Raw genomic sequence first — 15,409 nt, forward strand, 5'->3', positions numbered from 1 at the left:
AGGTTAAAGTTATCTCAAACAACCATACCCACGCTTACTCTACTTATAAGCGTGGGTATTACAAACTCATATCCTCATTAGCGCAATAATATGTTATAAAAAACAGCGTAAATGTATAAAAGGTAATAAACCTGTTATTTTTTATATGTTATTTTTATGCTTAACCTTTTTAAAATTACTTATAAACCGAAAATAAGGAATAAACATGCTTTTCCACTCTCTAGGTAAATCCTATATTTTCGCTCCTTTACTCGTTTTTTTACTCTCGGCATGTACTTCAAATCCAACCTTAATGCCTACGCCTAATTTATATGTGAGCACACCTTATTCAGAAAATGAAGTACCTAAAAATCTGCATAATACAAGTATGGAGTTACTGTATGTTACAGACCGTGCAGTTTCTGAAAAAGAAGGCGTTATGTATAACGCAAGTCGTTCGCCATCAATTGCATACGGTGTAGCAAAAGTAAATTTTGGCGATAAGTCGTTGCAGTGGAGCGAGCTATTAGAGCAAAGTAATCTTAAAAATCGCTCCGCTAATTTAACTTACGTAATGGAAAAAGCCGATGAATTAGGTCGCTTTCCTTTATCGCCTTATAAATTTAGGCGCGTAAAAGATAAGCTGCAAATTGACGAAGATATTTTAGAATGCAAAATTTTTCACGAAACCCAATTAAACAAAAATATTAATCAGCGTTTAAAAAACAGTAATAATAAAGATGTTATTTTGTTTGTGCATGGCTTTAATAATACCTTTAACGAATCGGTATTTACTCTTGCTGGTATTTGGCATTTTTTAAACCGACAAGGCGTACCTATTGTTTACTCTTGGCCTGCTGCTGCCACAGGATTAACCGGCTATTTTGAAGATAAAGAGTCTGGTCAATTTACTATTTTTCATTTAAAAGAAACCTTACGACTACTTTTTAAAAATCCTGAAATAGAAAATATTCATATTATTGCGCATAGCCGTGGCACAGATGTAGTAACCACAACACTTAGAGAGCTTATAATTGAAAACAGAGCCAGTGGCGGAAATCCCCGAGAAGACCTGCGTATTGAAAACTTAATTTTAGCCGCTCCCGATCTTGATTTTGGTATAATTAAACAAAGGCTAATGGCAGAGCAATTTGGGCCTGCGTTTGGGAAAATCACTATTTATACCTCTCAAGAAGACAGCGCATTGGGTATTTCACAATGGCTAACAAACAGCTTAAGCTTTGGTAGGCTAAACACAAAAGATGTAAACATAAACGAGCAAGACATATTTACCTCGGTAGGTAACGTAAGCCTAATTAAAGTGCCTAAATCTGGCAGCTTAATAGGTCATGATTACTTTCATAGTGATCCGGCGGTAAGTTCTGATCTCATTAATTTGATACTACATAAAGCATCGCCAGGCTCTAAAAAACGACCGCTGCAAAAACTCGAAAATAACTTTTGGTCGCTTGATTCAAATTACTTAATTAAAAACGAATAGTAGTTAGCACACAAAAAAAATTATTGCTGGCTTAATAACCACTCTTTTGGCGCTTGCCCTGTTTTTTTTCTAAATACACGGGCAAGTGCAGAGCCATTTTCGTACCCAACCTGATTAGCCACTAAATCCATATTTTGATTTTTTAAAATAAGCTTTTTAGCAACCGATAAACGCCAATCAGCTAAATAGTCAGCTGGTGTTTGCTCAATTACTCGCTTAAACGTATCGGCAAATTTAGAACGCGACATACCACACTCCTCAGCCATAGCGCTAAGCGACCAACTTTGTTCTGGAGTTTGGTGTATTTTTATTAATACTTTAGCCAACTGAGGGTGAGTAAGCCCAGCCATCATCCCGCTTTTAATTGCGCCCTCTTCTAGTACTTTTCGCAGCACACTAATTAAAAACACATCGCATAAGCGGTCTATAATTAAATGCTTACCGCTGGCGTCTTTAAATGCCTCTTCAAAAATCCAAAAAGCGCTTTGCTCTAACAATCCATCACCTGTTAATTCATAATTTAAACAAAAAGGGAGAGCCTGTAATAAAGGGCTATGCCCACCGCTTTGATAGCTAATTTGTGCGCACACTAAATCAGCACCGTCGCTTTTATCCGAAAACAAACAGTGCCCTGTAGAGTGAGGAAAAAAGATAACCGAAGGCTTAGACAAAGCTACTTCAAAGCCACTATTACTACGCACCTTTAACGTACCAGAACGTAATAAATGTAAATGCCCAACACCTTGATCCTCACTAAAATCGCTCGTACCACACATATTGCCGCTAAAAAACACATTCGCATTAAGTGAAAAATGACTCAACACACTCGAAAGTACGTCCATAAACGCTCCTTTGGATTATTGGTATGAAAATACAGACTAATAGACGCATATTAACCAAATAATAACGATAAAGTACAGTTGAGTTTTAAACAAACAAACCTATTTAATTTTTCTTTGGAGATACACATGAAATTTTCGACACTCACTAAATCAGCTTTTTTTGCAGCATCGGTACTTGCAAGTTCATTAAGCTTTGCAGCAGACATAGACGCAAATGCCGACGTTAACGACATTGCAATTAGTGGTTATGATACCGTTGCTTACTTTACCCAAAACAAAGCGGTAACAGGCAGCTCTGAATACACTGCAACACATAAAAATGCCATTTATAAGTTCAGTTCAGCTAAGCACCGCGACTTATTTAGAGCTAATCCAGAAAAATACGCACCACAATTTGGTGGCTTTTGTGCGTTTGGTGTTTCAATGGAGAAAAAGTTTGACGTAGATCCAGAAGCTTTCAAAATTGTTGAAAACAAACTTTATTTAAATCTTGATAAATCAGTTCAAAAACAATGGCTAAAAGACGTACCAGGCTTTATTAACTCAGCCGATTCAAACTGGTTTGACATAAAAGACAAAACAGCAAAAGAGCTTTAATAAATAAGGCTTAGCTTAAATATAATATTATGAGGTTGCTTTAGCTTACACCTGCAACCTTAAATTTAGTGCGTTGTTCATTATTAGCAGTAAGAGAGTTTTATGTTGAAATCGTTGTTAGTTATTATAAGTGTTACCTTTTTATCGTTCAGTGCACACGCAGATAAAGCCTCTGATAAAGTCGCGATAAAAGCCGCAGTAAACGACTACTTTCAGGGTCAAGGCGAGGCGAGTAAAGAGCGTTTATTTCGCGCATTTTCAGCAGAGCACGCAACAATGGTTGGCGTAGTAAAAAACGACGACGGTAAAGAAGTTATTAAGTCATATAAAGATATGACCAGTGTGCTTAACCAATGGGCATCAAACAAAAATCCAGCGGGTGGAAACCTCGATGGTGAAATTATTAGTATGAACATAGTTGACGATCGTTTAGCTGTTGTTTTATTTCGCTCTACAAACCGTTTTTATGATGCACTAACATTATCTAAATTAGATAATGAATGGAAAATAATCGCTAAAGCTTACATTTTGCAATAACTGCTAAGCCAGTAATCGCTGTTATAAAATTAGAGTATATTTATTTAACCATTAACTCGGTTAAAATATTACTTTGACTTATTTAACAGCGCTTTTAAATCAGCAAACGGAGAATGCGTTGCTGCCTCTACTTTTCGCTCTGTAGTCGACCCGCCATACATAATATGTTCGTGGTATTTATTGTGCTCATTATCGTGGCAATAAATACACAATAACTCCCAATTACTGCCATCCTCAGGATTATTACTGTGGTTGTGATCAACATGATGCACCGTTAACTCACGTAAATTAGAGTACTCAAACTCACGAGCACAACGTCCGCATACCCAAGGGTACAATCTTAAGGCTTTTATTCGATAACCTTCCTCTTGCTTAACATAAGCCTGAGGTTCACTGTTATTCTTACTCATAGTATTCCTGTTTAATGTGTTGTTATGGTGTTTAAAATACACCTAAAACTAATAAGTAGACCTTAATAATAACAGCTTATTTAAACTCAACTATACCTGCCGACATCATAAAGCTACCATCTTTGAAAAGGTGCGGTGATCTTTCAGGATCATACTTAGACACACCATTAACCGTAGGGTTAGATCGACTAAAAAACTTAGGTTCTTTACCTGTTCGCTGTTTCATCTGCGCTTTAAATTCATTTGGGCTTGAGTAAGTTTCAACATTTTTAATTGTTACCTGCCCTGCTTGCTGAAAATCAATTAAAGCAAAAGCAACCCAGTAAGACTTAGGGTCATCGTGATTTAAGTGAGAAGTAACACTTTGTTTTTTACCATCAGTTACTTCAACTCTCGCTTTATAAGAGTGAAAACTACCGATGCCATTACTAACGGCGCTGTATGCGCATATCAACGCATATTTAATATTATCAGGTTGAGATATTTCCACTATTTCTTCACCTGCTACTTGGCTATCCCCTAATAACTTTATAAAAGGTGGCGCAGTTAAAGAACCTAACTTTTTATAGTAAACTTTTTCTTCAATATCGTTTTTATCAACATAAAAACAATATAAATCTAAATCAGCTTGTGTATCCCACTGTAATTTTGCAGTTAATTTATTACCTTTTTCTAGCGAAATAGTCGCCTTTTCACCCGCTTTCGATAAATCTACTTTTTTGATGTTTACAGGTTTATTTGCAGTATTACTCGCTGGTTTGCTAATAACGGGTGAAGGAGTTGTTGGAGTCAAAGATTGAGTTTCATTTGGTTTACCGTCAATATCAACGCCATAACCAATAGCAATAGGTGCTAAGCCACCAGCGTAACCTTGACCAATTGCTCTAAACTTCCATTGCCCATTATGTCGATACACCTCAGCTAAATTAAGCGATGTTTCGCTCATATCTGCAAGTATTGGGCTAAATTCTAAAAGGTTATCAACACTGACCTTTAAAAACGACGCTAGCTTGAAAGCAGATGGCGTCGTAATCACAAATACAATTTTATGAATGTCGGCATCAATAGCCGCTAAATTAATAGTAAACGACTGCTTTTGCGCGTTACCTGATGACAATGTTACCGCTCTATTTAATGAGCTTGGCTGATTATAAAAAATAAAATCATCATCATTTCGTGTTTTATTATCTTTGTTTAATAAAAAAGCAGAAACATCTATTTCGTTAGCATTATTGCCATGTAGTTCACATTCAATATTTACTTGAATGCTCGTTGCATTAACGACCAAGTTTTGACCGTTTGTTATTAATTGCATTTATCATCCTTAAAGCGTATTTGGAAGTGAACAATACTTAGCTGTAAATGATAACTTAAGTTTAATTAAGGTGGGAGGGTTTTAGCTAGTCAATTTATTTAATACTGTTTTGCTATGAATACAACTTATAAATACTGCCATCCATACTCGATAAACTAAAAAGCGTTCAGAAATAAAAGGCGTAAAAAATATAAGTGTTGAATGTGGCGACTGGACTCCTATAAATTTAGAAGAAGAGTCCAAATTATTTAAGATTTAAATTTAAGATTGAAATGATCAAATCTCAATAACAAAAGCAAAAACATAAGTGAGAGAGCTTCTGTGATTAATACTAAAAAAACTTAATCACCGACAAATCACCAAAAGAAGTGTCTATATGCCTGCCTGTTTGCTCCCACGCGCGTAGTACTACCATTAGCTTTTTATTACTTGAGGTCCAAGAAATACCACCGCCGTATGCAGCTACTTTTTCATCGCCCGAATCTTTTAAACCAAATTCAGGGTCTATATTTTGGATATTTCCCTTACCTACTTTGTATTCTGCAAATAAATGAACATTATGTGGTAACGAAAATGATATAAGTGAACCAATACTGGCTCCATATGAATTAGAGATTAGCTTTGTAGTTTGTGGGGCAGGTGAATTTAAAAAATCAGCTTGAAACACTATATTATCTTTATCTTCAAGCGATACGTGCTTGAAAGACCATGCGCCAACAATACTTAGCGCCACATCAAATTTATTACTTAGCTTTGGTCTATTAAGAAAAAAATGTTCAAACAAAGATTCTTTGTCATTAAAAGTATAGAAGTTGTGCTGTCCAGATAACTCAAACTTAGTTGAACGCGTATTTTGTGAGAAAAATTGATCAACCTGATTGCCACTCAAATTCCTAGCTGTACTTTGCAGCCCTTCAAGTGTTTGGTAGTTAAACGTGATTTTAGAGTGTTTAAATTTTCTATATGAGAGCAGCACATCTTGCGTTTTTGTTTCAACGTCATCATTAAAAATATCCGCTGAATAGCCAATTTCAATACCGTTAATATCAAAAAACACGCCTACTCGCTGGTTATTTATGGGCTCTAACGAAAACAGTGTTTTTTGATTACTCCTAGCTGAGTCATCGTATATTAACGCGTGGCTAGTGCTGGGGTTTGAAATAGTGGTTCGTACTGATTTCAAATCAAAGTCAAAAGCAAGCACTGCATTAGATTGTAATGCAGACAAAATAGCAAAGCTCGCAATAACCAAGTAATGGCGATTCATTAAACGTACTCACAAAATTAATTTGTACTAGAGTAGCCTTTTTTTCACCTTAACTTATCACAAAAGATTAACAATTTAGAAAAAACCGAATAAAAAGCTATTTAACTGTTAAATACAAGTTAATAGCAGTAAGTAGAAAACATATACATTTGCTTTAGAAATTAATCTCGTTCAAGGTTAAACTCATTTACATGCTTAATCAGCTCAGGAAAAAACGCTAAAAACACCGCTTCTAATTCATCGTAGTTGCGCGCAATATCGTCAGCAGCGCCCGCAAAGTTATTAGTAAAGCGAATGCGCTTGGCAATATTATCAAGTGCTACCCCAACCCCATCAATGGTTTCGTATTCTTTAAACCAATCGTTTTTAGTCATGCTTGTTACAACATGCTGCATTCGCGGTGGCATAACAGCTATGCGGTTATTTAAAAGCTGATAACTGGTGTGCTTAAAATCACTCAACGATTGCTCGTTAAAGCGCTGCCAGTGTGCAATTAAAAAATGATCAAACATCACATCAATAGCCACGCCAGCAAAGCGCTTACGCTCGGGTGAAAAGTACTGTTTGGCGTGTTTAACTACAGGGTGAGAGTCAGTAAATTTATCGACTAAATAATGATTATCGAGCCCATTTATAACTGTACTTGGTAGTTGTTCTACGTGCCTTTTACCACCAAAGTCACCAAGCAGGTTCCCAAAGTGAGAATCTGCTGTGGGTTGTGCTAAATAAAGATGAGCTAAATAATTCAACGTGTTCTCGGCTGCAATGGTTAATATAATTCAAATAGTAACTTAATTTTAGGGGAAATTCTTATTGAGAAGTAAAAGCCTTCTGAGAGTTATTTTATTTTTACAGCTATATTAACGTGGTTTATAAATACATTAATTTTTACAAAAAAGTGCTGCGTTACCCTAAGAATAAAGTTAAGAATAAAGGTAAAAAAATGCTGATGCTTTTCAAACCTCCCCGCCTAGTTACAATTGTGTTTTATTAATTCAGTAAAGGGTCAGCCTAATTTTGTTATCACTGTTGCTGCATTTTTGGTGCGCATGAGTCATAAAACACCTTGCTAATTTTCACTACTTTTTGAATGCCAAGCTACTAGCTTATATAGGTTACCCATGCATTATGAAAACAACTTTTTAAGTCAGTCAGAACAAATTGCACTGCAACAAGCGCTGGTCAATACCAAGTCTTTACACAATACCTCAATAAATAGTGACAATGTGCCATCGCCTGAGCAACACGCTTACAGCACTATTGCAGTTTTACTATACCGTTTTAATTTACAAAAAATAAAATGGTCATCATTTTTAAAAACAGCAACAAACACAGCTACCAACACCTGCCAATGGCTAGCCGACGAACTTGTCAGGTGCCAACAAGAATACAAAAAACAATCGAATGAGGCAGTAATAATTGAGCAAAATGCACTTTTAAACGGTATTTTTAGCGAAGAACTCGCCTACATTGATGCTTTATTAGAAACTGAGTCGTAAGCTTAATATGAGCTCAGGCATGGGCTAAAACATGAGTGAAGTGACTTTCTATTTGGTAAGTTAACTAATATATTTGTACCATTGGTACTATTTTTAAATGCATTAAATGACACATTAATTGCCTGCTCAATAATTAAACCTGAGCCCATGGGAGTACTGTATAGATGAGTGCTGGTTTTGTATTTAGCCAAACCCAAACACTCTACTCACGTTTAAGCATTTTCCCAATTATCTGTCACAGGGTCACCCATTAAAGTTCCGCTCAAGCAGGTAGCTTTTGACAGGTGTCATTTTTGTTAGCTCTTATTGAATAAGTGCCTCACCAAAACGATTTTTATCCTTTTTACCTTTAACAAAACCTAAGTAAATAATACAACCAATCGCACCGATAAACGGTATCAAAAGGCATAGTGTCATCCAGCCAGACATATTAAGGTCATGCCAACGCTTAATCGTTATTATTAAGTTAGCCCAAATCGAAAACCCTAATACTGTAAGTACGGTAAAATACTTAAGACCTATAGAAAGCCACGTTTCCTCGCTTGGAAAGTAATCATTTGTAATAATCCCATCGATAATTATTAAGAATAAAACCGCATTAGCTATACCAGCACCCCAATATATACTTCGAGTAACCCGTCCTCGCCATGAAAAAAGAATACTCGCGGCAGAAAGGTTTAATGTTTTACTACTCCATAAATTAAATAAAAATACAGGTAAGAGTATAAAAAGACTAAACTGGTAGATTAAATGAGTTGTAAATCTAAACGCATCAAAGAACTCGGTATAGATAGGGAAATACGTCGGAATAATATAAAAAATCAATGATATTAAGCTGCATATTGCAAAAGCTGTTAACCAAGAGCGCCCTGGTATATTTTTTAAAGACAAGCTAATAGCTAATAAGAAAACATTAAAAAGAAGTTCAGGGAGTGGGTAAATAATTTCAATCGAATATTGAAGGCATTCAAGTCCGGTGTTACAAAACATTACTGTCCTTATAGCTTGCATTTTAAAGTAAAAAGGAGACTACACGACCCAACCCGACTGTCAATAAATAAGGAACGCATGTCCCCTTTTATTGACTAAATTACAATTGTGTATGATTAATTCAGTGAAGAATCAGCTCTGTTTTACTATCACTATTGCTGCGTTTTTTTGTTACTGCATGAGTAATAAAACGTCGTTGCTTAACCCAAACTATTAAACGCTATATTTAATTTTAACTAGCTTATAGGGGCTATTAACACGTTATGGCAGCCATTTTTTTAAGTAAACCACTATAAGATGAGGGCAGGTTTTACATTTTGCAAAGCCCAAATACCCAACTCACGTTTAAGTATTTCCCCTACATCCGCTACAATGTGCTTTACAAGGGTCACCCATTAAAAGTTCTGCTCAGGCAGGTAGCTTTTGACAGGTGCCATTTTTGTTAGCTCTTATTGAATAAGTGCTTCACCAAAACGATTTTTGTCCTTTTTTCCCTTAGCAAAACCTAAGTAAATCATACAACCAATTGCACCGATAAACGGTATCAAAAGGCATAGTGTCATCCAGCCAGACTTATTAAGGTCATGCCAACGCTTAATCGTTACTATTAAGTTAGTCCACATCGAAAACCCTAATACTATAAATAAGGTAAAATACTTAAGACCCATAGAAAACCACGTTGCCTCGGTTGGAAGGTCTCTAAATAAATTAATTCCATCGATAATTGCAAAGAATAAAACCGCATTAGCTATACCAGCCCCCCAATAAATACTTCGAGTAACCCGTCCTCGCCATGAAAAAAGAATGCTCACGGCAGAAAGGTTAAGTGTTTTACTACTCCATAAATTAAATAAAAACACAGGTAAGAGTATAAAAAAACCAAACTTGTAGATTAAACGGGTCGTAAATCTGTATGCATAAGAGTATTCGGTATATTCAGGATAGTTCATCGGAATAAAATAAAATATGCCATACAAAATCGATGAGATTAAGCTGCATATTGCAAAACCTACCAACCAAGAGCGCCCTGGTATATTTTTTAAAGATAAGCTAATAGTTAATAAAAAAACATTAAAAAGAGGTTCAGATAATGGGTAAACAATTTCAATCGAATATTGAAGACATTCAAGTCCGGTGTAACAAAGCATTACTGTCCTTATAGCCTGTATTTTAAAGTAAAAAGAAGACTACACGACTCAACCTTACTGTCAATAAAGCAGGAACAGCATAAACACTTTTATTGACTAAATTACAATTATGTATGATTAACTCAGTAAAAAGAGAGCACTGAGTCGCCTTACTTCTACACAGCGCTTAGTTAATATAATTTATTGTTGAAGGGTTAAATGTGATGATGATAATAAATGTCGGATGGTGCGGCTACGCCACTTATACGACCTACATAGATTGGAAAAACTGGAGGCGTCTCCCAACATAGCTCTCTTAATTTTAAACATAAACACCCTATTGAACACTAATCCTCTTTCAAAGTTGTTGCCTACCTACAAGCTTGCGTATAATGCCCATATTCCGGCTGCATTTTTTAGCCGCTAACTTGGATTTAAACAATGAAAAAACTCTCTGCAGTGCAAATAAAGCAGCAGGCTATTGTGCTTAATATTGCTGACAAATTAGAAGAACAAGGTCGCGCTGAACTCCCTGGTATGCTGCAATGCTGGTTTGACGTTAAATACCACTTATTTCCTGGATCTTTATTGCTGTGTTTTCAGTTTGAAAACGAGCAAGCTTTAACGGCGGCAGAGCCTGATTTATTAAAATGGCAAAAACGCTTAAGTGGCGCAATGCTCAAAAAAGGCGTTATTTTAAAAGATATGCGCAAACATTTAATATTTACGCTCAAAGGACCTGATGACTAAATCAGACTTTGGCAATAGCAGGTAATCTTTAGCTAAAACCTATTATTAAAAAGCGTGGACACAGCCACGCTCGTTTATAAATCGATATTAGGGTCTGTAATACGAGCAAAAATGAGCTTAATTTTATCTAACGGCAATCGATTACTGAGCTTTTGATATTGCCCAGGGATTAGCTGCTGATCTTTTTGCTCAGCAACCACAAATGAAAACACATAATTGCCCTCCAACCCCATTCTTAAATCACTAATAATAACCTTTTCATCTTGCTGGTAAACACCGTATAGCCCTTTGGTAAATTGTTGTAATAACGTGATTTGCTTTGCATCATTAATCTTAGTTAGCAACGCGTTTTTTGTAGGGTAAAATTGAATATCAACATTTTTAACTTCATCAAACACAGACGCATAAATTTCATAATGGCCTTGTTTAGTAACACCAACAGCGCGCCATAGCAAAGTGTTAAGCGGAGTTGGTGTACTTTCAAAATGTGTAAATGTGATATTTTGTGTGTTCAGCGCCTGATAAATTTTATTATTAATGTGGTATTTAGCCGCAAAACCCCAAACTAAATACATTGAACTGATGACCAATGCGCTGGTATTAATACGTTGTGCATACGGGCTCATACGTGCAAAACACAACGCTATACAAGACAACACAAGAGGCAAAGTATACGCAGGATCAATAATAAATATGCTCGAAACACTAAAGGGATGAGTCGACAACGGCCACAACAACTGTGTGCCATAAACAGTAAAATTATCGAGTAAAGAATGGGTACTTAAAATTAAAAAAATGGCAACCGACCAGCGCGACATAGTTACGCCTTTAGCCCAATTCATTTTAAGTAAAAGCCAAGCAAACAAGGGACTCATTAACAGCTGTATAAATAAAGAATGACTAAAACTACGGTGATAAACAAAGTTTTCAACATCGCCACCAAAGTTAATTAGCACATCTAAATCGGGTAAAGTACCAAACGCAGCCCCAACCAATAAAGATTTACGACCTAGTTTATTACCCAATGTGGCATAAGCAACAGCACTACCAAGCACCACTTGTGTGAGTGAGTCCAACGAAAGCTCCTTTTAAAAATCATTTAAAACACGCAATATAATGTACTGCTTCGCAGGCACTGTCGATCTTAATAAGTATTTAGTTTTTTAGGCTTAGTTGAATCTAGCTTTAGCGAAAGAGTATCAAAGTGTAGGTTTTAAAATAGTCTGATTTAATAGCTTTGCGGTTCTATCGGTATGTAAATTGCTGTTACTACTGTTCTTACTTAAAGAGTTACACATAAATAACGCCACCATTATTTATAGAAAGGAGAACATTATGAGTAATAAACAACTAATTACGACCGTAGGTATAGGGCTAGCTGCAGCATCGGCAGGTATGTTAACAAGGAAAACTTTACAAAAATCGTGGGAAAAGGTTACCAACGAACCCGCTCCAAAAGACAAGCCAAGCGAAGAAAAAGATCTTAAAGAAGCTGTTACATGGGCGGTAGTTTCAGGTATTGGTGCTGGCGTTGCAAGAATGGTCGTTCGTTATGCACTAGATAAACGCCGATCCAAGTAAGCATTTTAAATTGATACCTCTTACAATTAGTAAGAGGTATTTAATTTAAGTTCTTGTTTTCTATATTTGTAAGAACAAGAAAACCAAGGACCAAACTTTTGTGTTAATTCATCAGAAATTGATCCTTTTCGCTTTTTCTTTGGCTCTTTGTTCTTTTAAAGATCAATAGCGATTTAAACTCAATTTTTATTTAGTAATTACACTTTTTTATAGCTTGTTGCATTATAGATAACGAGCCTGTTGTCCCTTCAAGAGGATGATACCGATAAATATCTATTTCACTTCCTCGTACTTTAATTAAAAAAGCATGTTCGTTGATGCTAATATTATTATCTGTTTCAAATACAAATTCACCTTCAGTATCCGTTACTTTTGAAAAAAGTAATTTTGGTTCATCATCTAAAAAAGCCTCAGAGAGAAGGTTTCTAAATTTTGTAAATGTAGACTTTTCACTAATTTTTCCATCTGGATGCTGGAAAAGAACACGGGGAGGCGAAATTAAAGTTTCTTTCGTAATGTTAATATATTTTTCTTCAGGTGAATAAGTGTCTAATGTACTACGATAAGTCATACTTTGATATACTTCACAAAGCTCCCTTCCCTCTACTGGAATATTAAAAATAAACAGTATAAATAAAGCAAAAAAATTAATTTTTTTCATTAAAAACTCTCTCCTTGAGTGATTCAAGTATTACATGTGTGACTTCAGCCCCATTAAAATAGTTTTCACCTTTTTTATGGATAATCAATATATCAGATTCACTATCGTTACTATCTATAAGCTCAATTTTTAGTACATCACCATAAAGAATGGCTATATTTTCCTCTATAAAGCCAAAGGGGTCAAAGCCAAAGGGGTCAAATCTTGACTTCATACATCAAACTATCTCGCAGTTTTTCGAATTGTAATTTGACCTTTCCATCTTCAATTATTAACTTATTTAGTCTACATACCGTTTGGGATATGGCTGAATAATGTTGAACATTAAAAGCAACGGCTAACGCTTTTAAATTTTGCCCTGTTAAATCTTGGCATAATTTAATAGCAAACATACGTGGCAAGTTTTTCTCTTTTCGCCCTTTCTTAACCGTTACAATATCATGTGTATCTATACAAAAATATTTAGATAAGTAATCAATTACATCATCCGTTGAGCGTTTTTTAATAACAATAGTTCTTTCGCTATCTGGTATTGCTATATACCCTTTTATTTTTTCAATAAATGCGTCACAACCCAAAACTGAAAGTAACTTTTTAGCCCCATAAAACGTACTTATTTCTTTATTGTTTTCATATTCAACAAACTGTTTGTACGCAGCATATTTACGATTTTTTCCTTGTAGCGAAAATATAAAGTCTCGAACTAACCATTTTGGCATCACTGTTTTTTTGATAAAAGCTGAATAACTAGACCATTTATAGTCAATAAGTTCATCTACTAACGGTGTACTTGTTTCTATAGGGTTACGATGTATGTAACGACTAACGTGTAGTAAGTAATTATCAGCATCCACCAGCACAGCCTTATAGCGACCTCTAAACAGTGCACCGTCTGTATTGTGTGTTCTATTAAAATATTGCGTATAGAGACCATTAATATGTTTCATGGCTCTGCCTAAATTTGCATCAGGAGTTTTTATAAGTAGGTGGTAATGATTGGTCATTAAGCAATACGAATGCACTTCAATATTAAAACGAAGGCTTGCTTGCTCAATGCAGTATAAAAAATGCTTAAAATCGTCATCACTCAAAAAGGTATTTTCACGCCCCCTTCCGCGATTCATCACATGATAAAACGCATTTTCATACTCTATTCGCAGCGGTCTAGACATAATAATAAACTCAATGAGCAATAAACTATAAATCTAGACTATTGATGTATGAAGTCAAGATTTGACCCCTTTGGTTTTCTTTCTCAAAAAGGTATTTTCACGCCCCCTTCCGCGATTCATCACATGATAAAACGCATTTTCATACTCTATTCGCAGCGGTCTAGACATAATAATAAACTCAATGAGCAATAAACTATAAATCTAGACTATTGATATATGAAGTCAAGATTTGACCCCTTTGGTTTTCTTTGGTTTTCGGAATCAGATTAAATTAAGTCTGAGATAAAACATTTCACTGAAATTTTCTTATTAACTGATTTGCATTATCTATGTGTATTTGGCATTTCTCTTTAGTTAATAAGCTTTCATCTAAGGGTCTATCTTTGTCTGCATTTTCAAATGAATTAATGTAATCAACCTGCGCACTATAAAAGCTATTACTTAAATCAAAGTCTGACTCTAACTCAGGGCTTAAGTAACTATTGAGTTCATTATGTAGCTTGCTATAGTCTTTTCTTTTTTCGAGACTGACTTTATTATTTAAATTTTCACAAAGTATTAAACCTGCCGAAGTTTTTCCAGCAAGATTAAAGTCAGCACTTAGCGAAGCAATTAGAAAAAAGCTAAATATCATTTAAAGTTCCTTCTGAGATATATAAAAATAAATTGTGATAAACTCGGATAATATCGCAAGAAACATAACGAGTAATAAAAGCCATTCAGAAACAGGAAATATAGCTATTATTGGTAGTATAAAACTCAAACCTAAAGCTATTCCATTATGAATACCATAAAGAATTAAAGTTTTATTAACCCCAAATTTAACAGCTTCGCTTGTAGGCTTTTATACTCTATTCGCAGCGGTCTAAATATAATAATAAACTCAATGAGCAATAAACTATAAATCTAGACCATTGATGTATGAAGTCAAGATTTGACCCCTTTGGTTCTTACGAGCAGCAGTGCCAGTTAAAGGTCGAGCAATGACAATCTATGAGCAAAGTTTTCGTGAATGTGAATACATGAAGCAAAGCGTGCACAAGGATTTCATTAAAACACTTAAATCAATATTGCCTCCAGATTGCAAGCCGATCATCGTCACAGATGCAGGATTTCGCAATCCTTGGTTTAAGTTAGTGCTTAAATTTGGTTGGGATTTTGTAGGCAGAGTGAGGCATCAA

General features: G+C 35.3%; 18 protein-coding genes and 1 pseudogene. 7 read left to right on the forward strand and 12 right to left on the reverse strand.

From position 1 onward, the window contains the following. Positions 1–205 precede the first annotated feature (205 nt). Positions 206–1,480, forward strand: a complete 1,275-nt coding sequence (locus GQR56_RS11885; protein WP_166111705.1) for an alpha/beta hydrolase — start codon at positions 206–208, stop codon at positions 1,478–1,480. Between the two features lie 20 nt (positions 1,481–1,500). Here the strand turns inward: GQR56_RS11885 and GQR56_RS11890 are convergent, their stop codons facing one another. Continuing rightward, a complete protein-coding gene (locus tag GQR56_RS11890) occupies positions 1,501–2,322 on the reverse strand; it encodes an AraC family transcriptional regulator (RefSeq protein ID WP_166111708.1) in 822 nt (273 codons plus the stop codon). A gap of 126 nt (positions 2,323–2,448) precedes the next feature. Here GQR56_RS11890 and GQR56_RS11895 point away from each other — a divergent pair, with 126 nt between their 5' ends. Further along, the gene (locus tag GQR56_RS11895; protein ID WP_024611663.1) at positions 2,449–2,919 is read left to right on the forward strand and encodes a YHS domain-containing (seleno)protein; all 471 of its coding nucleotides are present in this window, start codon (positions 2,449–2,451) and stop codon (positions 2,917–2,919) included. A gap of 102 nt (positions 2,920–3,021) precedes the next feature. Next, the gene (locus tag GQR56_RS11900) at positions 3,022–3,456 is read left to right on the forward strand and encodes a nuclear transport factor 2 family protein (protein WP_166111711.1); all 435 of its coding nucleotides are present in this window, start codon (positions 3,022–3,024) and stop codon (positions 3,454–3,456) included. Between the two features lie 68 nt (positions 3,457–3,524). Here the strand turns inward: GQR56_RS11900 and GQR56_RS11905 are convergent, their stop codons facing one another. The 4 genes from GQR56_RS11905 to GQR56_RS11920 form a co-directional block, all read right to left on the reverse strand. Beyond that, positions 3,525–3,866: a YajD family HNH nuclease gene (locus GQR56_RS11905; RefSeq protein WP_024611665.1), complete on the reverse strand. Its 342-nt coding sequence runs from the start codon at positions 3,864–3,866 to the stop codon at positions 3,525–3,527. A gap of 76 nt (positions 3,867–3,942) precedes the next feature. Next, positions 3,943–5,181 (reverse strand): TerD family protein, encoded by a 1,239-nt coding sequence (locus tag GQR56_RS11910; RefSeq protein ID WP_166111714.1) that lies wholly within the window; start codon positions 5,179–5,181, stop codon positions 3,943–3,945. Positions 5,182–5,512: 331 nt separating this feature from the next. Then, positions 5,513–6,448 carry a hypothetical protein gene (locus GQR56_RS11915; protein WP_166111717.1) on the reverse strand — a complete coding sequence of 312 codons (936 nt, stop codon included), beginning with the start codon at positions 6,446–6,448 and terminating at the stop codon, positions 5,513–5,515. A gap of 161 nt (positions 6,449–6,609) precedes the next feature. Continuing rightward, positions 6,610–7,197 carry an ACP phosphodiesterase gene (locus tag GQR56_RS11920; protein WP_166111719.1) on the reverse strand — a complete coding sequence of 196 codons (588 nt, stop codon included), beginning with the start codon at positions 7,195–7,197 and terminating at the stop codon, positions 6,610–6,612. 372 nt (positions 7,198–7,569) lie between these two features. Here GQR56_RS11920 and GQR56_RS11925 point away from each other — a divergent pair, with 372 nt between their 5' ends. Further along, complete coding sequence (locus GQR56_RS11925) at positions 7,570–7,947, forward strand: hypothetical protein (RefSeq protein WP_166111722.1); 378 nt, start codon at positions 7,570–7,572, stop codon at positions 7,945–7,947. Positions 7,948–8,250: 303 nt separating this feature from the next. Here the strand turns inward: GQR56_RS11925 and GQR56_RS11930 are convergent, their stop codons facing one another. Further along, positions 8,251–8,937, reverse strand: a complete 687-nt coding sequence (locus GQR56_RS11930) for a DUF805 domain-containing protein (protein ID WP_166111725.1) — start codon at positions 8,935–8,937, stop codon at positions 8,251–8,253. A 449-nt stretch (positions 8,938–9,386) separates the two neighbouring features. Beyond that, on the reverse strand, positions 9,387–10,085 hold the full coding sequence (locus tag GQR56_RS11935) for a DUF805 domain-containing protein (protein WP_166111728.1): 699 nt from the start codon (positions 10,083–10,085) through the stop codon (positions 9,387–9,389). A 420-nt stretch (positions 10,086–10,505) separates the two neighbouring features. Between GQR56_RS11935 and GQR56_RS11940 the strand changes: the two genes are divergently transcribed. Beyond that, positions 10,506–10,814: a hypothetical protein gene (locus tag GQR56_RS11940; protein ID WP_024611674.1), complete on the forward strand. Its 309-nt coding sequence runs from the start codon at positions 10,506–10,508 to the stop codon at positions 10,812–10,814. Positions 10,815–10,888: 74 nt separating this feature from the next. Here the strand turns inward: GQR56_RS11940 and GQR56_RS11945 are convergent, their stop codons facing one another. Continuing rightward, complete coding sequence (locus tag GQR56_RS11945; RefSeq protein WP_166111731.1) at positions 10,889–11,890, reverse strand: metal-dependent hydrolase; 1,002 nt, start codon at positions 11,888–11,890, stop codon at positions 10,889–10,891. A gap of 259 nt (positions 11,891–12,149) precedes the next feature. On the opposite strand from GQR56_RS11945, the gene GQR56_RS11950 reads away from it, so the two are divergent. Next, the gene (locus tag GQR56_RS11950; RefSeq protein WP_166111734.1) at positions 12,150–12,395 is read left to right on the forward strand and encodes a DUF4235 domain-containing protein; all 246 of its coding nucleotides are present in this window, start codon (positions 12,150–12,152) and stop codon (positions 12,393–12,395) included. A gap of 190 nt (positions 12,396–12,585) precedes the next feature. On the opposite strand, the gene GQR56_RS11955 is transcribed toward GQR56_RS11950, so the two are convergent. The 4 genes from GQR56_RS11955 to GQR56_RS11970 form a co-directional block, all read right to left on the reverse strand. Then, entirely contained in the window at positions 12,586–13,056 is a 471-nt protein-coding gene (locus tag GQR56_RS11955) for a hypothetical protein (RefSeq protein ID WP_166111737.1), read from the reverse strand. Then, positions 13,043–13,270 carry a hypothetical protein gene (locus GQR56_RS11960; RefSeq protein WP_166111740.1) on the reverse strand — a complete coding sequence of 76 codons (228 nt, stop codon included), beginning with the start codon at positions 13,268–13,270 and terminating at the stop codon, positions 13,043–13,045. The genes GQR56_RS11955 and GQR56_RS11960 overlap by 14 nt, the downstream gene beginning before the upstream one ends. Beyond that, positions 13,254–14,228 carry a transposase gene (locus tag GQR56_RS11965; protein WP_166111743.1) on the reverse strand — a complete coding sequence of 325 codons (975 nt, stop codon included), beginning with the start codon at positions 14,226–14,228 and terminating at the stop codon, positions 13,254–13,256. Before GQR56_RS11965 ends, GQR56_RS11960 begins: the two co-directional genes overlap by 17 nt. A 292-nt stretch (positions 14,229–14,520) precedes the next feature. After that, positions 14,521–14,862: a hypothetical protein gene (locus GQR56_RS11970; protein ID WP_166111746.1), complete on the reverse strand. Its 342-nt coding sequence runs from the start codon at positions 14,860–14,862 to the stop codon at positions 14,521–14,523. 316 nt (positions 14,863–15,178) lie between these two features. On the opposite strand from GQR56_RS11970, the pseudogene GQR56_RS11975 reads away from it, so the two are divergent. After that, positions 15,179–15,409: pseudogene (locus tag GQR56_RS11975) on the forward strand (IS4 family transposase); the annotation flags it as partial.

The sequence above is a fragment of the Pseudoalteromonas sp. Z9A5 genome (assembly GCF_011378875.1).
Lineage (GTDB): Bacteria > Pseudomonadota > Gammaproteobacteria > Enterobacterales > Alteromonadaceae > Pseudoalteromonas.